Raw genomic sequence first — 21,726 nt, 5'->3', positions numbered from 1 at the left:
GAGGGCGTCCCCGGGTCGGGACGCCGGGGTGCGACCGGGGCGGTGACGGGACGGGCCTCGTGCCGGGTGGGCGGGGAGGCGCCGTTCTCCGTGGTCGGTCCACCGTACGGGCCGGCCCTCCGTGGGTGCCGGGGTGCCGGGATGCCGCGGGTGCCGGGGTACGGCGTCCAGGTCAGCGGGCCGGGTTCCGCGCGAGGCAGTACTCGGCGATCTCCCGGTGGGTGGCGAACCACACCCCGTCGTGCTCGCCGATGTGGGCGAGCAGCTCGTCCAGGATGACGAGACGGGAGCGGTGGCCGATGATGTGCGGGTGCATGGTCAGCTGGAACAGCCCGCCGGCCGTGTACGCGGCGGCGAACTCGTCCTGCCAGATCCGCAGCACGTCGCGCGGCGCGATGTAGGGCCGCAGCGAGGCGAAGCGGTCCATCATGAAGTACGGCGCGTCGTCGCGGATCCACTCCACCGGGATCTCCACCACGCCGGTCGCCTCGCCGTCCTCGACCAGCTCGTAGGGCTCGTCGTCGGCCATCAGCGAGGAGTCGTAGAGCAGGCCCATCTCACGGGTGATCGCCAGGGTGTGCGGTGAGAAGTCCCAGCTCGGCGTGCGGATGCCTACGGGGCGTACGCCGCCGATCCGCTCCAGGGTGTCGGCGGACCGGAACTGGAGCTCACGCTCGGTCTCCGGGGGGAGCGACGTGTTGCGCTCGTGGATCCAGCCGTGGACGGCCAGCTCGTGGCCGGCGGCCGTGTAGGCCTTCGCCTCCTGCGGGCGCAGCAGCGCGCAGACGGCGGGCATGAAGAAACTCGCGGGAACGCGGTGCCGCTCCAGCAGGTCCAGAATCTTCGGCACGGCCACCCGGGCCCCGTACTCGCCCTGGGCGAGCTTCGCCGGACGGGTCTCACCGTCGCGCAGGGCCGGGGTCTCGTGGTCCGAGTCGAAGGACACGGCCACCGCGCAGCGGGCCCCGCCGGGCCAGGTGTCCGGTGCGAGTGAGCGCCCGGCGCGTACGTGTCCGACATGGCCGCGCCAGGTCGGTTCGTCCCATTCCCACGGCTGCTGTTCGCTCTGCGGCATCAGAATCCGGCCTTCCGTGCGAGATATATGTGCTCCGGGGCGTGCCCGAGGAGGTACCACTCCGTTCGCCATCGCTCTTGCGTGGCCCGTTGGTGATGGTCCATCGTGGCCATCTCCCGTTCACCAACCCAGGAAATCGACGAGAATCGCCATGGATCGTCTTCACGTGAAGGATTCCACCGCCTCGCCCCAGGCCGAGCTGGACGAGACGGACCTGGCCATCGCCCATGCCCTGCAGATCGCGCCACGTGCCTCCTGGACGGCGATCAGCGAGGTGCTCGGACTCAGCGCCGTGACGGCCGCCCGCCGCTGGGGGCGGATCTCGGACCGCGGCCTGGCCTGGGTGACCGCGACCGGCAGCCCAGGCCTGTGGCGGTCGCTGTGCAACGCGTTCATCGACGTGGACTGCGAGCCGTCGGCCCGGCGCGGGGTGGCGCTCGCGCTGGCCAGGGACCCGCGGACGAAGTCCGTGATGGAGCTGGCCAGCGGACGGGACATCCACGTCAACGCCGTCACCCGGGATCTGCCGGGCCTCTCCCGGTTCATCCTGGAGCGGGTGAGCCGGCTGCCCGGTGTGGTGCGGGTCAACACCCAGATCACCACGCGCATCCTCGTCTCAGGGAGCGACTGGCGGCTGGACGCGCTCCCCCGTGCGGAACAGCTGCTCCTCCAGGCCGTCGCCGACGAGACCGCGCCACGCCAGGCCGTACCCGGCACGCTGGACGGTCCGGACAGGGAGCTGCTGCTCGCCCTCGCTCCGGACGGCCGGCTGCCCGTCTCCGATCTGGCGGCGCGTACGGGCACCAGCCAGACCGCGGCCCGTCGCCGGCTGGTCCGGCTGGAGCGGACGGGCGCCGTCGCGTTCCGCTGCGAGATCGCCCAGCACATCACGGGCTGGCCCGTCACCTCACTGCTGTGGGCGCGGGCGCCGGCCCCGCGGCGACGGCAGATCTGCGAACGGCTCAGCCGGATGCCGGACGTCCGGCTGCTGACCGCGACCAGCGGCGAGACGAACATCCTCCTCTCCACCTGGCTGCACTCCGTGGACAGCGCCTACGACCTGGAGGACAGGATCGGGGCGCAGTGCCCCGGTCTTGAGATCGTCGACCACGGCATCGTGCTGCGGACGGTGAAGCGGCAGGGATGGATCCTGGACGAGCTGGGGCGCCGCCTGGAGAGCGCGCCCATCGATCCGTGGTGCGAAGGCGACATCGCGCTCCCGGAGGGCGGCTGACCCGGCGCGGTCAACGGGACGCCGGCCCCCTCCCGGCCGCTCTCGCCTACCCGCTCGTGGCCTCTCCCCGGGAGCGGACGGCGCCGGTGTCCGCGCCGAGCCGGGGCGCCGGCGCCGCGGCCGGCGCCGGGTCGCCGGAGAACACCAGGGGCGACCCCGGCGCGAGCAGCTTGCCGATGCCCGGTTGCTCGATCCAGGAGAACAGCGGGTTCTCCGCCGAGCAGCGCGGGTCCTCCTCGTACAGTTGCCGGAAGGTCTGGTACGGCCCCCACAGCGCCCCCGAGCCCTGGAGTACGGCGCGCGCCTCGGCCAGCGTCCGGGACGCGAACCACGGTTCGAGCACCGCGGCGATGGCGTGCCGGGCCGCGTACCGTCCGCCCTCCGTCGTCAGGTCCACGTCCAGCAGCGGGCCGGTCATCTCCAGCTTCTCGGTGAGGCCGGTGGCCCGGCCCAGGGAGCGGAACTGGCGGGTGGTGAGGGCCACCACCATGACCCGGCGCCCGTCGGCCGTACCGAAGTCCCGGCCGAAGCCGCCGTAGAGGCTGTTGCCGATCGGCTCCCGTGAGGCGCCGTTGATCTGGACGTCCGCGAGGTAGCCGAGGTTCCCGACGGTGGCGAGCATGACGTCGGACAGGGCCAGCGACACCTCCTGGCCCTGTCCGGTCGCCTGCCTGCGGCGCTCGGCGGCCAGCAGGCCGACCGTCAGGTAGAGCCCGGCGGCCACGTCCCAGGCCGGCAGGACGTGGTTGACCGGCGCCGGTCCTTCGCCGGTGGCGTGCGGGAAGCCGCTGGCGCAGTTGACGGAGTAGTCGACGGCCGGGGAGCCGTCGTGGTCGCCCAGCAGGCGCATCATGATCAGGTCCGGCCGCCGTGCGGACAGACGCTCGTAGTCGAGCCAGCCGCGGGACGGCAGGTTGGTGACCAGGATGCCGGCGCCGGGGCCGTCCGCGCAGATGATGTCGGCCGCCGCCCGCTGCCCTTCGGGCGTGTCCAGCGGCAGGGTCACCGACCGCTTGCCCTTGTTGAGGCTGGCCCAGTAGAGGCTGGTCCCGTCGTGGGTCTCCGGCCAGCGGTGGTAGTCGATGTTTCCGCCGACGGGGTCGATGCGGATCACCTCGGCGCCCAGCTGGGCCAGCGTCATGGACGCCAGCGGGGCCGCGACGAAGGCCGAGACCTCCACGACGCGCAGCCCCGCCAGCGGACCGCGCTGTTGATCACGGGCGTTCGAAGACGGCTGCAATGCCCTGACCTCCCCCGATGCACATGGTCTCCAGTCCGAACCGGGCTTCCCTGCGCTCCAGTTCGTGCAGCAGCGTGGTCATGACGCGGACGCCCGTCGCACCGACGGGGTGGCCCAGCGAGATACCGGAACCGTTGACGTTGACCCGCTCCGTGTCGTCGATGCCCCACTCCTTGAGCACGGCGAGCACCTGGCAGGCGAAAGCCTCGTTGACCTCGATCAGGTCCATGTCCGCCAGACTCAGACCGAGCCGCTTCAGGAGCCGCCCGGTGGCGGGGACGGGGCCGATGCCCATCCGGGAGGGCTCGCACCCCGCCGCCGCCCAGCCCTTGAGGTAGGCGATCGGGGTCAGCCCCAGCCGCTCCAGCTGGTCCTCGGCGACGACCAGGCAGGCCGCGGCGGCGTCGTTCTGCTGACAGGCGTTGCCCGCGGTGACGGTGCCACCGGTTTCCACCGTACGCAGCCCCGCCAGCTTCTCCGGCGAGGTGTCGGGACGCAGCCCCTCGTCGCGGTCGAAGACGAAGGGACCGCCCTTGCGCCGCTCGACCGTCACCGGGACGACCTCGTTCGCGAACGCGCCCGAGTCCCAGGCCGCCGCCGCCCGCCGCTGGCTGCGTACGGCGTAGGCGTCGGCCTCCTCGCGGGTGATCCCGTAGTCGCGCGCGAGGTTCTCGGCGGTCTCGATCATCCCGGAGATCTCGCCGAACCGCGCCACGGGCTGGGCCCGTTCGCGCCCCCGGTCGAGCCGGTCGTGGAGGACGGTGGAGCCGAAGCGTCCGCCCCAGCGCAGGTCGGTCGTGTAGTACTCGACATTGCTCATGCTCTCGACGCCGCCCGCCATGACGACCTCGGCCGCCCCCGACTGCACCATCATGGCCGCCGTGGCGATCGCCTGGAGCCCGCCGCCGCAGCGCCGGTCGAGCTGCATCCCGGCGACCTCGACGGGGAATCCGGCCTCCAGCGCGATCCAGCGTCCGACGCACGGCGTCTCGCTGCTGGCGTAGGACTGGGCGAAGACCACGTCCTCGATCAGGGCGGGGTCCAGGCCGGCCCGCTCGACGGCCGCCGTGGCGACGGTGGCACCCAGTCTCTCGACGGGCACGTCCCGCAGGCTGCCGCCGAAGGCACCGATGGGGGTACGGACAGGGGCGACGATCGCCGCGCGGGTCATGCGGAGGTCTCCTTCTCTACGGCTTCCACGGCTTCCACGGCTTCGGCGGTTTCCACGGCTTCGGCGGTTTCCACGGCCCTGACGGGCCCGGTGGACTCGGCGGCGCTCACGGACAGGGCGCGGAAGTCGGGGGCACGCTTGGCGAGGAACGCCCGTACCCCCTCGGCGCTCTCGGCGGAGGTGAACGCCTCGTCACTGGCGGCCAGCGAACGCTCGATCAGCTCCTCCTCGGTGAGGTCGTACGCCGCGTCGATCACCGACGCGCACAGGGCCAGCGCGCGCGGCGGGCGGCGCAGCAGGACCTCCGCCAGCTCCCTCGCGACCCCGACGGCCCCGCCGCGCGGCGCGACCCGGTTGACCAGGCCCCACGCCAGCGCGGTCGCCGCGTCCACCGGCTCGCCCAGCAGTTGCATCTCCTTGGCGCGCCCGGTCCCGATACGGCGGGCGACGCGGAACGTGCCCCCGCTGCCGGGAAAGACCCCGAGCGTGATCTCCGGCGAACCGATGCTGATCTGCTCCTCGGCGACGATCAGATCGCAGCAGACGGCGATCTCCAGACCGCCGCCGAGCGTGTGCCCGTTCAACGCGGCGATCACCGGCCGGGGGAAGGCCGCCAGCCGCGCGAACAGCTCCTGCTGCGGGCGGAGCTTCTTCGTCACCGCCTCGCCCGGCGCCCGCATCGGGGCGAACTCGACGATGTCGGACCCGGCGCAGAACGCCCGGTCCCCGGCGCCGGTCAGGATCACGACGCCGACGGACGCGTCGCTCTCCACGGCGTCCAGCGCCTCGCTCAGGCCGCGGGTCATCGCGGCGTTCCACACGTGCAGGGGCGGGTTGTCGAGGACAACGGTCGCCACCCCGTCCGTGATGCTCAGGCGGACGCGTGCGCCGCTCATATGTCACCTTCATGGTCGGTGGTTCCGGTGGGCGCCGCGGCCTGGGCCGCGGCGAGCAGGGCGCGTGCGCGGCCGAGGACGGGCGCGTCGACCATCTGTCCGTCGACGCGGAGGGCGCCCGGGGCCTGTCCGCCGGCGCCGGCCGCGTCCCACGCGGTGGTCACCCTGCGGGCCCAGGCGGTCTCGGCCCCGTCCGGGGCCCGGGCGGCGTGGACGGCGGCCACCTGCCTCGGGTGGACGCACAGGGCCCCGGTGACGCCCAGCCCCCGGGCCTGGAGCGCGGCCTCCGCCAGCGCGTCGGGCCGGTCCAGGACGGCCAGGGAGAGCGGCAGCGCGAAGGAGGCGATCCCGGCGGCCGAGGCGGCCAGCGCGATCCAGCGGCACGGCTCGGTCAGCAGCGACGGCGTGGGCGCCACGCCCAGCGCCAGCGAGAAGTCCTCGCTGCCGAACGCCAGCGCGCGCACCCGGTCCGCCCCTGCCAGCGCGGTCAGCGCGAACAGCGCGGCCGGCGACTCGATCAGCGCGATCAGCGCGACCGACTCGTCCGGCAGCCCGCGTTCCCGCTCCAGTACGCCGAGGAACGCGGCCAGCTCGGCGAGCTGTTCCGGACGCTCGGCCTTGGGCAGCATGACCGCCCGCAGGCCAGGACGGAGCGCGGCACGCAGGTCCTTCTCCCAGTCCTCGCGGTCCGTGCCGGTCCGTACCACCAGGTACTGGCCGGCCGCGGCCAGCCGGTCGACATGGCCGGGCAGACCGCGGCGCGCCGCTTCCTTGCCGGACGCGGGGACGGCGTCCTCCAGATCGAGGATCAGCCCGTCCGCGCCCCGCAGCTGCGCCCGCGCGAGCAGGCGCTCGTCCCCGGCGGGGACGAAGAGCAGCGACCGCCGGGCGGCGAGGTCGTTGACCGTCATACGGAGTCCACCTCCGCGCTCATCACGGTCCGGCCCCGGTCGTCGGCGGCGTACAGGGCCGCACCGGCCTCGGTCGGAGTGCCGTGCAGGGTGAGCTCCCGGCCGTCGAAGGCGGGCCGTACCCCGCGGAAGCGGAAGCCGGTGACGCGGGCGCCGGGCCGCTGCCGCGTGTAGAGGTCCAGCAGCAGTGTCGCCGTCAGCGGCCCGTGGACGACCAGCCCCGGGTAGCCCTCCTCCTGAAGCGCGTACGGGCGGTCGTAGTGGATGCGGTGCGCGTTGAACGTCAGCGCCGAGTATCGGAACAGCAGTACCGGATCCGGTACGAGGGAGCGCTGCCAGGTCCCGGGCGGTGGCGTCTCCTCCGGGGCCCGCTCCCGCGCCGTGGCGGATCCCGCCGGGTCGGTACCGGCGGCGGCGCGGTAGACGATGTCCTGCCGCTCGGTGAGGACCAGCGCGTCCTCCTGCCGCAGTTCGTGGTCGACGGTGACGAAGACCAGGGGGCCGCCGCGGCCCTCGGACTCCCGTACGCCCGCGATCACCGACGTACGGCGGACGGGCACACCGGTGCGCAGCGCACCCGGGAAGCGGAGGTCGCCCCCGGCCCACATGCGGCGGGGCAGCCGGACCGGTGGCAGGAAGCCGCCCCGGCGGGGGTGCCCGTCGGCTCCCAGGCCGCTCTGCGGCGTACGGGGCAGGAAGCAGAGCCAGTGCGCGAGGAGCGGTGCCGCGCCCGCACCGGCAGGGTCGTGGTCCAGCACGGCGGCCAGCGCGGCCGCGGTGTCCGCGCTCAGCGTGTCCTCCGCCTCCTCGCGCCGCCCCTGCCAGGCCGCGTAGGGGTCGGTCGCCGTCATGCGGTGGTCTCCTTCAGACGGATGCGTTCGATACGGCCGACGACCAGCAGGAAGGACAGCGCCGCGCCCAGGCCGGAGGCGCCGACGAAGATCAGCGCGCCGTCGAAGGACCCGGTGATGTCGACGACGTAGCCGATGACGATCGGGGTGGTGATGCCGGCCAGGTTGGCGAAGGTGTTGAACAGGCCGCCGGAGAGGCCCGCGGCCTCCTTCGGGGAGGTGTCCGAGACGACGGTCCAGCCGAGGCTGCCCAGCCCCTTGCCGAAGAACGCCACGGCCATCAGGACGATGACCACGGTCTGCGTCGAGGTCCAGGCGCAGGCGATGACGCTGGTGGACAGGAGGAGCCCGGTGACGATGGGGATCTTGCGGGCCGCGGTCACCGACATCCCGCGGCGCAGCAGCGCGTCGGAGAGCAGACCGCCCAGGATGCCTCCGACGAAACCGAAGAGGGCGGGGATGGACGCGGTGAGCCCGGCTTCCAGCAGTGGCATCCCCAGTTCCTTGATCAGGTAGATCGGGAACCACGTCAGGAAGAAGTAGACGATCGTGGTGATGAAGAACTGGCCCATGTAGACGCCGATCATCATCCGGCTGCTGAGGAGCTGCCGTACGACGGACCAGGTGTCGACACCGTCCTTGGTGCCGACCGTGGCGGCCTCCTCGATGTCGACGAGCGCGCCGCCCTCGATCAGGTGGTCCAGCTCGGCCTGGTTGACGCGCGGGTGCTCCCGTGGCTGACGGTAGGCCACCCACCACCAGACGCTGAGGGCGATGCCGATGCCGCCCATGACGAAGTACGCGGACGGCCAGCCCCAGCCGTGTGTGAGCCAGGCCATGAACGGGGTGAAGACGACCGGCGCCGCGTACTGCGAGGAGTTGAAGATCGCGGAGGCGGTGCCGCGTTCGGACGCGGGGAACCAGGTCGCCACCACGCGCCCGTTGGCCGGGTAGGCGGGACCCTCGGCCAGGCCGACCGCGATCCGCAGGATGAACAGCGCGATCATCGCCGAGGCGATACCGAACAGCGGGACGAAACCCTGGAGCATGGTCGCCACCGACCACGCGAACACACTGCCCGCGTACACCTTGCGGGCGCCCCACCGGTCCACGATCCAGCCACCGGGGAGCTGGGCCAGCATGTAGGCCCAGGAGAAGGCGGAGAACAGGTAGCCGAGCGTGACATCGCTGATCCCGGTCTCACCCTGGATCTCGGTGCCGGTGATGGACAGGATCGCCCGGTCGGCGTTGTTGAGCGTGGACACCACGAAAAGCAGCGCCACGATCAGGAATCGCGCTCTGCTGCGGCCGGGGGACGGGGACGAGCCGACGGGGCGTCGTGCCCCGGCGACGGCTTCCTGGGAAGCGGCCATGGGATATCTCCATTGACATCATTGGGCAGGCTGGGGATCTTCGGCGTGCCGCGAACTCGCTCGGGCGAGGCGGCGGAGCCCGTGGGGGGTTACGGGGTTACGGGGTTGCGCAGGCGACGCCCGCGGGGGCGGCACGGGCCGGGTGGGGGCTCCGGCACCAACGGTCAGCCGAACCGGCCGCCGGTGACGTGCAGGGTCTCACCGGTGATGAAGGAGGCGCGCTCCGAGGCGAGGAACGCCACCGCGTCGGCGATGTCCGAGGGCTGCCCGGTGCGGCGCAGTGGCTGGGCGGCCACCGCCTTCTCCCGGATCTTCTCGTAGTGCTCCAGCGCGCGGACGGCCTCGGTCTCCATGAAGCCCGGGGCGACGGCGTTCACCGTGATCCCGTACCGCCCCTGCTCGGCGGCGAGCGCGCGGGTGAAGCCGAGCAGACCGGCCTTGGCGCTGGAGTAGTTGGCCTGGCCGGGGTTGCCCAGGTAGCTGCGCGAGGAGATGTTGACGACCCGCCCCCAGCGCTGTTCGATCAGATGCGGCATGACGGCGCGGGTGACCAGGAACGACCCTTTGAGGATCACCTCGATGACCGCGTCCCAGTCGGTGTCCGTCATCTTCGTGAGCAGCGTGTCGCGGGGGAAACCGGCGTTGTTGACGAGGATGTGCACCCCGCCGAACGCTTCGACCGCGGTGGCGACCAGGGCTTCCACATCCGGGCCCGAGGTGATGTCGGCGCGGACCGCGATCGCCTGATGACCCAGGCCGGTCAGTTCCCTGGCGGTCGCTTCCGCGGCCGCCCCGTCGATGTCGGTGATGACGACGCGCGCGCCCTCCCGTGCCAGCCGGTGGGCCGTCGCCGCGCCCAGTCCCCGGGCCGAGCCGGTGATGACGGCGGTCTTGTCGCTGAGTTCCAGATCCATGGTGCGGCTCCTGCGTGTGGTGTCGGCGTGTGGGGTCAGGCCGAGTCGGGTCGGACCAGGTCGGCGCGGCCGGCGTCCAGGACGACCGTGCCGCGTTCGACCGCGGTGGTGCGGAAGGACACGACGTCCCCGTCGGTCCACGACTCGGTCCGCAGCGTCTCCCCGGGGAGTACGGGAGCGGTGAAGCGGACCCGTAGCCGGTGCAGCCCGGACTCGTCCCAGTCCAGGGCGGTCGCCAGCAGCGCGTGCACGGCCACGCCGAAGGTGCACAGGCCGTGCAGAATCGGCCGCTCGAACCCGGCGGCCCTGGCGGTCGCGGGATCGGCGTGTACGGGGTTGGTGTCGCCGTTGAGCCGGTAGAGCAGCGCCGCCTGGGGCAGGGTGGGCAGGTCGTGGACGGCGTCCGGGGGCCGACCGGGCATCCTCTGGGGCGGCGCGGCGGCGTCCGTCGTGCTGCCGCAGCCACCGTTGCCGCGCAACAGGCTGACCTGGCCCACCTCGGCCAGGAGCCGTCCGCTGCCGGCCTCCACGATCCGCCGCTCCTGGTGGAGCAGCGCACCCTTGGCCACGCCCTTGTCCACGACGCCGGTGACCCGGGTGCGGCCGATCACCTCGCCCTCCGGCGCCAGGGGCGCGTGCAGCGTCATCGACTGCTCGACGTGCAGCAGCCGCCGCCAGTCGATGCCGGTGTCCTCCTCGCGGGCCCAGAAACCGGCGTAGCCGAGCACGTTGGGCAGGGTGGGGAAGACGCGCCCTCCCTCCTCCCGTACGTACGCGAGCTGCCGGGCGTCGAGCGGGTCGGCGCCGACGCCGAGGCTCAGCGCGTACAGGGCGGCGTCCCGGGCGGTGTACCGCTGCCGGACCGGGGCGAACTCCCGCCGCAGCAGCCTCTGCGGATCCATCGTCATGACGTCCTCTCGCGTGGCACCAACAGGGCGTCCAGCGCCAGCACACCCTGCCCGGCCTCCCGGACGATCACCGGGTTCAGCTCCACGGTCTCGATCCGGTCGGCGTGGGCGACGGCGAACGCGGAGAGCGTCACCAGCAGGTCGGCGACGGCGCCGGTATCGGCCTCGGGCGCGCCGCGGAAGCCGGTCAGCAGTGCGTGCCCCCGGGTCTCGGCGATCATGCGCAGCGCTTCGTCCCGGTCGACGGCGCCGACCCGGGTCGCGACGTCGCGGAACAGCTCCGCCCGCACCCCGCCGGTGCCGAACAGCACGACAGGGCCGAAGACCGGATCGCGCCGTACGCCCACGATCACCTCGACGCCGGGCGGCGCCGTCCGTGAGACGAGCACCCCTTCCACCCGGGCGTCGGGCCGTGCGGCGGCGGCGCGGGCGGTCAGCGTGGTGAACGCGGCGGCGGCGGCCTCCGCGTCCGTGACACCGAGCACCACACCGCCGATCTCCGTCTTGTGCGGGATGTCGGGCGAGACGATCTTCATGACGACGGGGAACCCCGCCTCCGCCGCGGCCTCTGCGGCCTCCGCGGCCGACGTCACCAACCGGGAGTCGGGGAACGGCACGCCCACCGAGGCGAGCAGCCGCTGCGCCGCGGCTTCGGACAGCGGACCGTCCGGCACCTCCCGGCGCGGCGTCGCCGTCCCGCCGGGCGCGGGCAGCGGACGCTCGAAACCCTCCCGCAGCCGGGCGAGCCCGTCGAGGGCCGCGACGGCCCGTTCGGAGTCGTCGTACACGAGGAAGCCCGCCTCCTCGTAGGACCGTACGACCTCGGGGCGTGCCTCCATGCACAGCACGGTCGGCCGGTCCATGAAGTCCGACGTGCCCTTGCGGATGGCCTCCTTGATGGCCTCGCCGTACGTGGGCGAGTCCGGCAGCATCGTGAAGGAGCCGATCACACTGTCGTAGTCCCCTTGGGCGTACATGACACGGTAGGTGTCGGTGATCAGGCTCATGTCGTTGAGCCAGCCCGCCGTCGTGTCGCAGGGATTGTCGTCGCTGCCCATCGGGTTGATCTCGCGCAGCCGGGCCCTGGCCTCCTCGGGCAGGCCGGCGACATCGAGCCCGTACCGTTCGGCGGCGTCGCACAGTTGCACGCCGAAGCCGCCGGAGACGGTGACGACGCCCACCCTGCGTCCGGCCGGCAGCACACCCCTGCTGCACGCGTAGGCCAGGTCGACCTGCTCCTGCGTGGTACGGGCGCGGTGCACACCGTACTGGCGGAAGAGCGCGTCGTAGACGCTGTCGCTGCCCACCAGGGAGGCGGTGTGGGACTGAGCGGCGGCGGCGCCCGCGTCGGAGGACCCGACCTTCATGAACACCACCGGCTTGCGCCGCTCGTGAGCCACCGCCAGCGCGGCGCGCAGCCGTCCGGCGTCCCGCACGCCCTCGGCGTAGGCGAGGATCACCGACACGTCGTCCTGGAGGGCGAGCCAGTGGACGCATTCGGCGACATCGGTGCCGGCCTCGTTCCCGGTCGACACCCAGTAGCCGATGTCGACGTTGCGGCGACGGCACAGGTAGGCCAGATGACCGCCGTACGCACCGCTCTGGCTGACCACCGCGACGCTGCCGCCGGTGGGGATCGCCTCGTCGAAGGCGCTGCTGAAGGTGCCGACGAAACCACTGGCCGCGTGGAGCAGGCCCAGACAGTTGGGGCCGAACAGCCGCAGATTCCCCCGCCGGGCGATGCCGGCCAGCTCCTCCTGGAGCGCCTGACCCTCCTCGCCCGTCTCGGCGAAGCCGGCGGCGTAGATCACCGCGGCGCCCACGCCTTTCGCCACGCAGTCGGTGACCGCCTGCTTGAGCAGACGCGAGGGGAGGCCGATAAGCGCCATGTCCGGGGTCTCGGGCACCGCGTCCAGCGAGGGGTACGCCGGCAGCCCCTGAACCGTCGTCCGCTTGTGGTTGACGGGATAGACGTTGCCCCGGTAGCCGGCCCGGCGCAGGTAGTGCAAGGCCCGGCCGGAGATCCTGCTCGGGTCGTCCGAAGCACCGATCACGGCGACCGAACGCGGACGGAATGCCTGCTCGAAGCCCGTGGGAGCGGGCGGAGAGGGCACGGCTGACATGGGGCGGCTCCCTGGGTGCTGTCCGTGCTGGTGTGGTGCGAGTCACCCTGCCGACCCCGCCGTGGTCATACAATGCCCGCAGCCCATTCGCCAATTCTTGATACGCGCGAGGTATCACCATGGAACTTCGGCAGCTCAGGCACTTCCTGACGGTGGCCGAAACCCTCAACTTCCGTACGGCGGCGGATCGTTTGCACATGACACAGCCCCCGCTCTCGGTCTCCATCCGCAAACTGGAGGAAGAGATCGGCGCCCGGCTCTTCGTGCGGTCCACCCACAGCGTCGAACTGACCCCGGCCGGCGAGGCGGCCCTGGAGCACGCCCGCGCCGCCGTCTTCCACGCGGCGGAACTGGCGCGGGTCGCCGAGTCCACCGCGGCGGGCGCCACCGGGAACCTGCGGGTCGGCTTCGTCGGCTCCGCGAAGAACCGGCTGCTGCCGCTGCTGCTGCGCGCCTTCCGCCGGACCTACCCGGGCGTCACACTGAAGTTCACCGAGGACACCAACACGGGTCTCATCGATTCCCTGGAACGCCACACACTGGACGTCTGCATCGTCCGCGTCCCTCTGGTGCGCCGCAGCGACCTCCAGTACGTCACGGTGGAGGCCGACCGCTTCGTCCTCGCCCTGCCGAAGGAGCACCACTTCGCGCGGCAGAAGCGGATCACACTCCGGGATCTCGCGGACGAGCCGTTCATCGACTACACCCAGCACGCCATCCCCGGTCTGCACGCCCTGTCCACCATGTTGTTCCGGGAGGCCGGGGTGACACCGAAGGTCACCCAGGAGGCCGTGCAGGTGGAGACCGTGCTCTTCCTGGTCGGCAGCGGGATGGGGGTGGCGCTCGTCCCCTCCAGCGCCGCCAGGAAGGGCCGCGACGGGGTGGAGTTCCGTGAGCTCATCACCGAGGTACCCCAGCCCCGGCTCGGTCTCGCCGTCGCCTGGAACCCCCGCTACGAGAGCCAGGCCGGACGCCGCTTCCGCGCCCTCGCCGAAGAGGTCGGCACCGAGGCCGCCCGGCCCTGACGGGTGGGAGCGGCGGAAACCCGGGAAGCGGGAACGGCGCGGGCGCCCCGAGCCACCGGACCTACAAGTTCAGGAGCGCCCAGAGACGGCGGCCGTCCTCGCCGGTGTCGGTCCCGCAGTCGGCCACACCGAGTGCCGCGAGGTCCCGCAGGACCTGGTCGGGCGGGGCCGCCATGCCGGGGCAGTGATTCAGGACCAGCACCAGCGCGTGCGGCCTCTCGTCGGCCAGATGCAGGCTCACACGCGTACCGCCGTCCGCCGCCGCGGTCCGTACCAGGAGCGAGACGACCCCGGCGACGGTCTCCTCGTCCGGCCGGTACCCCCAGGCTCTGAGTTGGTCGACCACCCGGCGGCCGGTGACGGCCGGTGTCCATTCCCGACGCTCCAGCGGCCAGTTGACGCCGCGTCGGCCGGTCATCATCACCCGGCGCCGGTCCCGGGTCGCGACGCGCCCGTTCGCCCTCGGCCGGGGCGGGTCGGGAAAGGGCGGCGCGACGGGTTTCTTGGGCGGCGGCGGCGTCTTCGGCGGGTAGTCGCGGCCGCCGCCGGGTCCAGCGTCCACAGGAGCCTCCCCACGAGGCCGGGGACCCCTTCCCCGCGCCGGTCACTCATCGTAGAGGAATCGTCACCGGGTCATCGGTGTCCGCCCGTACGGGCCGGCCTCGCGCGCGGGGCGATCGTCCCGTCGCGACCGGCCGGTCACGGTGACCGGTGCCGCACATTCACCTCGGCGGTACATTTTTTCCCCGCACTCTCGACACTCTCACCATGTGAAAATTGTTGTTTCGGGGGCACGGGAATCTTCACCCAATAAACACAGGGCGAATATGCCGGAACCCGGTCATTGAAGCGTGGACGATTGGTCTAGTATCTCTCGGGCCGCCTCGTTCACGTACGACCGGACGCGCGGCCGGGTGGTGGCGGCGCGGTCGCCCGGCACGACGCGGCCGATATTCTCGGAAAAGGGAGCCCACCGTTTTTTCGGGAGTCTCACGACTCTCCATTCGGTGTCTGCTTTCGGTGTCTGGAAGAAGGGTGTCATCATGGGCCTCTCGTTGCTGCGGCGGGGGAAGTCGAAAGCGGGCGGCAAGGGGACGGATGTACTGTCCCGGATACCCCTGACGGCCGGGGCGCTCGCCCTGGAGGTCGGCCAGCCCAACGGCCACCCCCTGGACGGCGCCGAAGTCCAGGTGAAGGCGAATCACACCGGACACGTGGTGATGAAGGGCCGTACCGACCCGTTCGGCACCTTCACCGCCGGCCTGCCCACCGGGCGGTACTCCGTCCTGATCACCTCGGACGGCCTGCTCCCCGCCCATCTCCACGTCGACGTCGACGCGGGCCGCCAGAGCCATTTCCAGGTCACGCTGGAACACTCGCGCCCCCTGGAGCCACCGCAGCAGGGCATCTGGCTGTTCGACCCGCCGCACACCGCCGTCCGGTTCATCGCGCGCCACGTCGGCATGGCCAACGTGCACGGCCGCTTCACCCGGTTCGACGGCGGCGTACGCGTCGGTGAACGCCCCGAGGATTCCTACGCCGAGTGCACCATCGACGCGTCCAGTATCACGACCGGAAACAATACGCGTGACACGCATCTGCGCTCCGCGGACTTCCTGGATGTGGAGAACTATCCGTACATCCAGTTCTTCAGTGAACGTTTCCAGCGCCACGCGGGCAACAGGTGGACCGTGCACGGCGGCCTCACCCTGCACGGAATCAGCCGCACCATCAGCCTGGAAACCGACTATCTCGGATCCGTCAATGGCGGTTACGGAGAAGAACTGCGCTGCGCCGCCAAGGCCCGCACCGAACTCCATCGGGAAGATTACACACTGAATTGGCGGTCCATGCTGGCGAGGGGCATCGCGATCGTGGGGCCGACCATCCAGCTCGAACTGGACATTCAGGTGATGTTCCGCTGCGACGAGACGCCGACGCCGCCGGAATAGCGGGCCTTCCACCACCGCCTTCCACCGCTGCCACCCTCCAGGGGGGCGCGCGTCGGCGCGCGCCCGCCCCCGCGCTCCCTACGCGGCGCCCGGCAGGGAGAAGGCGGCGGCCAGCTCACGCCACTCGGTGCGCGGCAGGGCCCCGGCCGGGTCCCGCGTCAGCACCTGGAGCGCGACATGGTTCGCGCCCGCAGCCCGGTACGCGTCGACGCGGGCCCGTACCGCGTCCGCGTCGCCCAGCGCGAACAGGGCGTCCAGCAGCCGGGCACTGCCACCGTCGGTGAAGTCGTCCTCGGTGAAGCCGAGACGCAGCAGATTGCCCGTGTAGTTGGGCAGCCCGAGGTAGAACGAGAGCATGGCGCGCGCGGTGGTCCTGGCCCGGTCGAGGTCGGTGTCCAGGACCACACCGAGTTCGGGCGCCAGCAGGGCGTCAGGACCGAGCGCCGCCCTCGCCTGAGCGGTGTGCTCCGGCGTGACCAGGTACGGATGCGCGCCCGCCGCCCGCTCACTCGCCAGCGCCAGCATCTTCGGGCCCAGCGCGGCGAGCACCCGGCCCCGGGCGGGCACCGGCTCGGGGGCGGCGTCCAGGGCGTCGAGGTACCCGACCATCGTCGTGTACGGGCGCGCGTACCGCGGGGCGAGCGCGTCATGGCTCACTCCCAGCCCCAGGACGAACCGCCCCGGCGCGGCCCGTTCGACGGCGGCCACCTGCTCCGCGACGGCGGACGCCTCGTGCTGCCAGATGCTGAGGATGCCGGTCGCCACGGTGATCCGGCGGGTCGCCCGGACGACGGCCGCCGCCTCCTCGACCGAGGGGTTGCCGCCGATCCAGATCGTTCCGTACCCCAGCTCGTCCAGCTCGGCCACCGCCTCCGCGACGCGTGCGACGTCGCCGGAGGCGGGGCGGTGCAGGGCGGAACTCCAGATGCCGATGGGGCCGAAGCGGGCGGTGCGGTCAGAGGTGTCAGAAGTCATACGTCGGCCAACCGGGGCCCGTACCCGCCTATTCCAGGGCCGTGGGAAGTTCCCTCGTTCGGACCTCCTCCACGGTGGCACCGGCAACCTGTCCGCCGGGCTACCGGGCCGGGGCCAGCGCGGGCAGCGACGACGTGGCGGACGGGGCGGGGTGGCCCTGCTGCCGGGCCAGGCCCGTGGGGCCCGCGGGGAGGCAGGCCTGGAGCGCGGCCACCAGCCGCTGGACGTCCTCCTGCGGCCGGACCACCAGCCGCAGGAACTGGCTGGTGCTGCCGAGTTTGTTGCCGCACTCGCGGATGAAGACGCCGTACTGGGTGAGCATCCGGTCCCGCAGTGCCGCTCCGTCCACCCCGTCGGGCAACTTGACCAGCAGGAAGTTCCCCTGGGACAGGAAGACCACCAGATCGGGGACGGCGGCGAGGGTCTGCGCCATGTGGGCCCGGTCGCGGGAGAGCAGCGCCAGGGACTGGTGGTACTCCACCCCGTACTCCTTGAGCATGAAGACGACGCTCTCGGCGAAGGAGTTGAGGTTCCACTTGGGCAGTGCCTTGCGCACCTTCGCGGCGAGCGCCGGGTTGGCCACCAGATAGCCGAATCTGATGCCGTGCAGCCCGAAGTTCTTGCCGAGGCTCTTCAGCACGATCACGTTCGAGCGGATCGACGCCTCGTCCGCGACGGACGGGGCGCGCTCCGCGTCGACGAAGTCGATGAAGGACTCGTCGACCACCACCAGGTCGAGATCCGACAACTCGTCGAGCAGCCACACCACTTGGTGGCGCTTCAGATAGCCGCCGTCGGGGTTGTTGGGGTTGCAGATGACCGCGACCCGCGAACCGCGCTGGCGGATGAACCGTACGTACTCCTGGAGGTCCAGGGTGAAGTCCTGCTCCTCCTGGAGCGGGAACATGTCCACGCGCTTGCCGGTCTCCAGCGGCTGGTCCGTCCAGCGTCCGAAGGTGGGGATCGGGATGGCCAGGCTCTCGCGGACCAGGAGATGGTCGATCCAGGTGATCAGCTCGGTGGAGCCGTTGCCCATGGCGACCGTCTGGGGGTTGAGACCGAGCACCGAGCACAGTTCGGCGGTGACGGTGTCGGCGTCGCTCGGGTAGTACTTGAGGATCGACTCCAGGGACCCCTGCATACGGCCGAACATCTCGGGCGTGGGGAAGTAGGGGTTGCACGGAATACAGAAGTCGACGCGCTGCTCATGCGCGGTCGCGGCCCTGCGGTAGGGCTCCTGTCCTGCCGGGGCCGACCCTTCCGCCGGACCGCTGCCCGGCGACAGGCGGCTCAGCATGGCCCAGGACGGACTGTGCGCGGTGGCACGCAGGAGGCCCGTTTCGAGGGGCTGGGTCATGAAGGAGGTCTCCTTACGGTCGGTGTGTGCGGGGAGAGGCACGCGGTGATCAGCGGGCGCGCCGCCTGAGCATCACGAAGATTCCGATGCCGAGGACCGCCATGACCCCGCCCACTGCCACCGGCAGGTAGTCGGAGGGCGTACGGGCGGACACGGGGACGGTCTGCGGCGCGGCGGCCACGGGTGCGGGCCGGCCGTCAGGGGGAGCGGGGGAGGCGGAGACGGTGACGGTCTGCGAGGACGGTACGACGGCCGCTTCGGGGGCCGACGGTACGGCGGTCCCGGGGAGCGGATCCGTGCCGGCGGTGGGGGACACCGGCGCGGTCGGGGCGGTGGGCGGCCCGGGGGCGTTCTGCCCGGCGGAACCGGTGGAGTCGTCGGCTCCCGTGGAACCTCCGGAACCTGCGGGGAAGACGACGTCGGAGCACGAGTAGTACGTGTCCGGGGTGCTGGTGTTGCGCCACACCGTGTAGAGCACGTGCCGGCCGGTACGGTTCGCCGGAAGCGTGCCCGAGAGACGGTAGGCGCCGTTCACGACCGGCGGGTCCGTGACCGTGAGGAAGGGCTTCCCGGCCAGATCGTCCCAGCGCAGCGGGGCGGTCGGGTCGTATCCCTCCCGGGTGAGGTAGAACTCGAACGTTCCCGTGTGCGGGATCGTCGTCCGGTAGGTGACGGTGAGGCCCGCGCCGGGGCTCAGCCGTGTCGCCGGCCAGTCGGCGCGGGCGAGATCGAGACCCCGGTACGCGTCGAGACCGCCGCTGCAGAGCCGCCCGTCCGGCACGAACCGCCGGTCCCTGCCGTTGACATCGGCGATACGCAGGTTGTCCCACGCCTCGAACATCTGGCCACCGTTGGCGCCGACGGCCGCCCGGCAGGCCGCTGTTGACGTCGCCTCGCCACCCTCGGGGCCGCACGCGGCGGTACGGCTCAGCGGATCGGTCGGCGCGCCGTGCGCGTACGCCGGTGCCGCCGCCAGCACCGTCGAGACCGCGAGCAGCAGGGGTACGGCCCCGGCGAGAACCGGGGCGGCGGTGCGATGGCGGAACATACCTGACAGACCTCCTCGGCGGGCCCCGACGGGCCCGGCCCCAGCAGCGTGCTGTGTATTACGGCCGGGGCCCGCCGGTTGTTCAGCGGGAGAACGACGATCTTCAGGTCGACGGGATTCGGACAAGACGTCAGGCGGGAGGCCCTCACCCGTTCAAGATCATCCCGCCGTGGAATCCGTCACTGACCTCCCTGGACGAAGACCCTAGATGGGCGCCCCCGGCGGGATGCGGGGCGGCGGGCCGAGCCGTACGGAGTCGTCGCCCGCCAGGAAGGAGCTCAGCGTCGCGGACGCCTCGCGCTCCGCCGTGCCGTCCGCCGCGCGCAGCTCCTCGGCGAGGCGCCGCAGGACGGCGGTGAGCCGTGTCCGTACCGCGCCGTGCAGCAGGTCGCTCCCCACCGCGTCGACGGCGGAGCGCAGCACCACCCATCCCGCGGTCTCCCGCACCGCCACGGCGGCGACCAGCCCGTCGTCCGCCGGAGGATCCCCCCGCCACACCGTGTCCAGCAGGGCGTCCAGGACCTCTCCGGGGCCCGGCACGGCCGGATCCGCCGCGTGCTGCCAGCCCAGCCGGTTGAGCCGGGCTGGATCCAGCAGCTCCTGCGTGACGAGCGCCGCCGTCGCCTCCACCGCGCTGAAGGGGTCGAAGACCCGCCCGGCCCGGGTGTCGAAGTACTCGGGGCTCCGCCCGTAGCGGATGGCGGGCGGGGTGAGTGCGTCCAGCATCTGCCGGGGCAGGGCGAGGTGTTCGGCGCGCAGCAGCCCCGACAGCCGTGCCAGGGCCCGTCGTTGAACCTCCCCCGCCACCGGTGCGGCGCCGCCGCCCGCTTCGCCCGCCAGCCCGTACGCGTAGCGCGTACCGCCGATCAGCCGTGCCACGGCGGAGAGTTGGGAGCGGTGGTAGAGCTGGAGGAGTACCGCGCGCTCCTCCAGCTCGCCGGTCTGCCGGCCGGGTGGCAGCACCGCGCGCGAGAACCCCGCCAGCGCGGCCCGCCGTACGGCCAGCGCCTCGTCCAGCGCGGCGAAGGGGTCCGCGACGGGGGAGACCCAGAGCACCGCGTCGGCGTGCGCGGCGTCGGGAGCGTGCGCGTCCTCGTCGGTGACATAGGCGAGGCCCTGTTCGGCCGCCGCGCGCCGCAGTTCGGCGAGCGCGCCCTCGTCGTCGTGGCCGTCGGCCCGGCTGTCGTCATGGCCGTCTCCCCGGCCGGGGAAGCGGCCGTAGGCGTGGGCGACCAGGAAGTGGTCCCACGGGCCGAGCCCTTCGCCGTACGCGTCGGAGGAGTCCAGCCGGCCGTCGGGGGTGACGGTGACCCGTGGATGCGGATAGTCCATTACGGAGGGGCGGGGGTGGTGCGTACTGGCGAAGTTGTGCATGAAGCCCAGGGCGTGACCGATCTCGTGGGCCGCGAGCTGACGCATCCGGCCGAGCACCAGCCGCTCGACGGCGGCCAGCCGTTCCGCCTCGTCCGGCTGCCCGTACGGGGCGTGCAGCGCCTCGGCGAGCGCGGTGATCTGCTCCACGCGCTGCGAGCCGAGCCGGACCCGGCCGCTGATGATCTCGCCGGTGCGGGGGTCGGTGAGGGCCTGGCCGTGCGACCAGCCTCGGCCGTCCCGGTGCACCCAGCGCACCGAGTTGACGGCGAGATCGTTGTCGTCGATCCCCTCGGGGGCCACCTCGACCCGGTAGGCGTCGGTGAACCCGGCCCGCTCGAAGGCCTCCCGCCACCAGTTGCCGCCCTCCACGACGGCGCTCCGTACGGGCTCGGGGACGGCCGGGTCGACGGTGAAGACGATCGGGCGGCGCACCGGGCCCGACGGGGCCGCCGGGTCGAGCGGTTCCAGCCGGAACCGCGGCTGGAGCTTCACCCGGCGGCCGGCCGTCGTACCGGCGCCGTGGTCGTCGTGGCCGATGCCGTAACCGCCGGAGCCCGGGTGATAGCGGCGTACCGGCAGCGGCGGGTCGGGCAGCGGAACGAGGTGGAGGTGCTGGACGACGGTGAGCGAGCCCGGCACCGGCACCACGTCCCGCACCGCCGCGCCCGGCGAGGAGCCGCGGAAGGTCAGCAGCGCAGGCAGCCGCAGACCGCGCGCACCGAGCCGCGCCTCGTCCGTCAGCGGGAAGGACGCGGCCGGGTCGACCCCGTACAGGCCCTGCCCCAGCGCCCCCAACTGCTCGGCCACGCCGTGGAGATCGGTGAGCGCCAGCCCGGTCGCGTCCACGACCACGGCGCCGTCCTGCTCGCGCAGCGCCGGGGCGCTCCACAGCACCGAGGTGGCGAAGGACTCCTCGCCCGCGCGGACGGCGGCGGCGTCACCGGTGGCGAGATGGTGCTTGTTGCGCTGGACGAGCACGACCCGCCCGGCGATCCGCCGGAACGCGGCGACCCGCACCTTTCCCGCCTTGCCCCGGTCCAGGGCGAGCCGGCTGGAGCCCACACCGTGCGACAACGAGGCCGTCAGCAGAAAGGGCGCGTCGAACCGCCGGACGGCGAGGAGCGGCCGGTGCCCCTCGGCGTCCGCGCACAGTTCGAGGAAGGGGTGGGGGTCCGGGGCCGCGCCCGGTGTCGGTGCGGGCGACAGGTCGTTCACGCGGGCTCGCTTCTCGCTGGGGGATCCGGTCCTTACGACCGGATCCGCGACGACGGGATCCTGGACGCCCGGATCCGGGGCAGG

At 72.4% G+C, this 21,726-nt stretch carries 18 protein-coding genes; 3 read left to right on the top strand and 15 right to left on the bottom strand.

Annotated elements, in window-relative coordinates:
- Positions 1–172: 172 nt before the first annotated feature.
- Complete coding sequence (locus tag ACFXPL_RS09175) at positions 173–1,075, bottom strand: polysaccharide deacetylase (protein WP_384914959.1); 903 nt, start codon at positions 1,073–1,075, stop codon at positions 173–175.
- Between the two features lie 166 nt (positions 1,076–1,241).
- Between ACFXPL_RS09175 and ACFXPL_RS09170 the strand changes: the two genes are divergently transcribed.
- Complete coding sequence (locus ACFXPL_RS09170) at positions 1,242–2,309, top strand: Lrp/AsnC family transcriptional regulator (protein WP_384914956.1); 1,068 nt, start codon at positions 1,242–1,244, stop codon at positions 2,307–2,309.
- Between the two features lie 46 nt (positions 2,310–2,355).
- Here the strand turns inward: ACFXPL_RS09170 and ACFXPL_RS09165 are convergent, their stop codons facing one another.
- The 9 genes from ACFXPL_RS09165 to ACFXPL_RS09125 form a co-directional block, all read right to left on the bottom strand.
- A complete protein-coding gene (locus ACFXPL_RS09165) occupies positions 2,356–3,549 on the bottom strand; it encodes a CoA transferase (protein WP_384914953.1) in 1,194 nt (397 codons plus the stop codon).
- Positions 3,524–4,720: an acetyl-CoA C-acetyltransferase gene (locus ACFXPL_RS09160; protein ID WP_384914950.1), complete on the bottom strand. Its 1,197-nt coding sequence runs from the start codon at positions 4,718–4,720 to the stop codon at positions 3,524–3,526. Before ACFXPL_RS09160 ends, ACFXPL_RS09165 begins: the two co-directional genes overlap by 26 nt.
- Entirely contained in the window at positions 4,717–5,616 is a 900-nt protein-coding gene (locus ACFXPL_RS09155) for an enoyl-CoA hydratase/isomerase family protein (protein ID WP_384914947.1), read from the bottom strand. The genes ACFXPL_RS09160 and ACFXPL_RS09155 overlap by 4 nt, the downstream gene beginning before the upstream one ends.
- A complete protein-coding gene (locus ACFXPL_RS09150) occupies positions 5,613–6,527 on the bottom strand; it encodes an HpcH/HpaI aldolase/citrate lyase family protein (protein ID WP_384914943.1) in 915 nt (304 codons plus the stop codon). Before ACFXPL_RS09150 ends, ACFXPL_RS09155 begins: the two co-directional genes overlap by 4 nt.
- Positions 6,524–7,378, bottom strand: a complete 855-nt coding sequence (locus tag ACFXPL_RS09145; protein WP_384914940.1) for a MaoC family dehydratase N-terminal domain-containing protein — start codon at positions 7,376–7,378, stop codon at positions 6,524–6,526. The genes ACFXPL_RS09150 and ACFXPL_RS09145 overlap by 4 nt, the downstream gene beginning before the upstream one ends.
- Positions 7,375–8,751, bottom strand: a complete 1,377-nt coding sequence (locus tag ACFXPL_RS09140) for an MFS transporter (protein WP_384914937.1) — start codon at positions 8,749–8,751, stop codon at positions 7,375–7,377. Before ACFXPL_RS09140 ends, ACFXPL_RS09145 begins: the two co-directional genes overlap by 4 nt.
- 164 nt (positions 8,752–8,915) lie before the next feature.
- Positions 8,916–9,665, bottom strand: a complete 750-nt coding sequence (gene fabG, locus ACFXPL_RS09135) for a 3-oxoacyl-ACP reductase FabG (RefSeq protein ID WP_384914934.1) — start codon at positions 9,663–9,665, stop codon at positions 8,916–8,918.
- 35 nt (positions 9,666–9,700) lie between these two features.
- Positions 9,701–10,567, bottom strand: a complete 867-nt coding sequence (locus ACFXPL_RS09130; protein WP_384914930.1) for a MaoC/PaaZ C-terminal domain-containing protein — start codon at positions 10,565–10,567, stop codon at positions 9,701–9,703.
- Positions 10,568–10,569: 2 nt separating this feature from the next.
- The gene (locus ACFXPL_RS09125; RefSeq protein WP_384914927.1) at positions 10,570–12,696 is read right to left on the bottom strand and encodes an acetate--CoA ligase family protein; all 2,127 of its coding nucleotides are present in this window, start codon (positions 12,694–12,696) and stop codon (positions 10,570–10,572) included.
- A gap of 119 nt (positions 12,697–12,815) precedes the next feature.
- On the opposite strand from ACFXPL_RS09125, the gene ACFXPL_RS09120 reads away from it, so the two are divergent.
- Positions 12,816–13,721: a LysR family transcriptional regulator gene (locus tag ACFXPL_RS09120; protein ID WP_384914923.1), complete on the top strand. Its 906-nt coding sequence runs from the start codon at positions 12,816–12,818 to the stop codon at positions 13,719–13,721.
- A 61-nt stretch (positions 13,722–13,782) separates the two neighbouring features.
- On the opposite strand, the gene ACFXPL_RS09115 is transcribed toward ACFXPL_RS09120, so the two are convergent.
- Complete coding sequence (locus ACFXPL_RS09115) at positions 13,783–14,283, bottom strand: hypothetical protein (protein WP_384914920.1); 501 nt, start codon at positions 14,281–14,283, stop codon at positions 13,783–13,785.
- 481 nt (positions 14,284–14,764) lie between these two features.
- On the opposite strand from ACFXPL_RS09115, the gene ACFXPL_RS09110 reads away from it, so the two are divergent.
- Positions 14,765–15,673 (top strand): YceI family protein, encoded by a 909-nt coding sequence (locus ACFXPL_RS09110; protein ID WP_384915025.1) that lies wholly within the window; start codon positions 14,765–14,767, stop codon positions 15,671–15,673.
- Positions 15,674–15,751: 78 nt separating this feature from the next.
- On the opposite strand, the gene ACFXPL_RS09105 is transcribed toward ACFXPL_RS09110, so the two are convergent.
- The 4 genes from ACFXPL_RS09105 to ACFXPL_RS09090 all read right to left on the bottom strand — a co-directional run bounded on the left by ACFXPL_RS09105 (position 15,752) and on the right by ACFXPL_RS09090 (position 21,642).
- Positions 15,752–16,648 (bottom strand): LLM class F420-dependent oxidoreductase, encoded by an 897-nt coding sequence (locus ACFXPL_RS09105; RefSeq protein ID WP_384914917.1) that lies wholly within the window; start codon positions 16,646–16,648, stop codon positions 15,752–15,754.
- Positions 16,649–16,748: 100 nt separating this feature from the next.
- On the bottom strand, positions 16,749–18,005 hold the full coding sequence (locus ACFXPL_RS09100; RefSeq protein ID WP_384914914.1) for a pyridoxal phosphate-dependent aminotransferase: 1,257 nt from the start codon (positions 18,003–18,005) through the stop codon (positions 16,749–16,751).
- A 49-nt stretch (positions 18,006–18,054) separates the two neighbouring features.
- A complete protein-coding gene (locus ACFXPL_RS09095) occupies positions 18,055–19,053 on the bottom strand; it encodes a lytic polysaccharide monooxygenase (protein ID WP_384914912.1) in 999 nt (332 codons plus the stop codon).
- Between the two features lie 204 nt (positions 19,054–19,257).
- Positions 19,258–21,642 carry a zinc-dependent metalloprotease gene (locus ACFXPL_RS09090; RefSeq protein WP_384914909.1) on the bottom strand — a complete coding sequence of 795 codons (2,385 nt, stop codon included), beginning with the start codon at positions 21,640–21,642 and terminating at the stop codon, positions 19,258–19,260.
- Positions 21,643–21,726: the final 84 nt, after the last annotated feature.

Source organism: Streptomyces sp. NPDC059092 (assembly GCF_042756365.1).
Lineage (GTDB): Bacteria > Actinomycetota > Actinomycetes > Streptomycetales > Streptomycetaceae > Streptomyces.
This window is presented reverse-complemented; position numbering and strand designations above follow the sequence as displayed.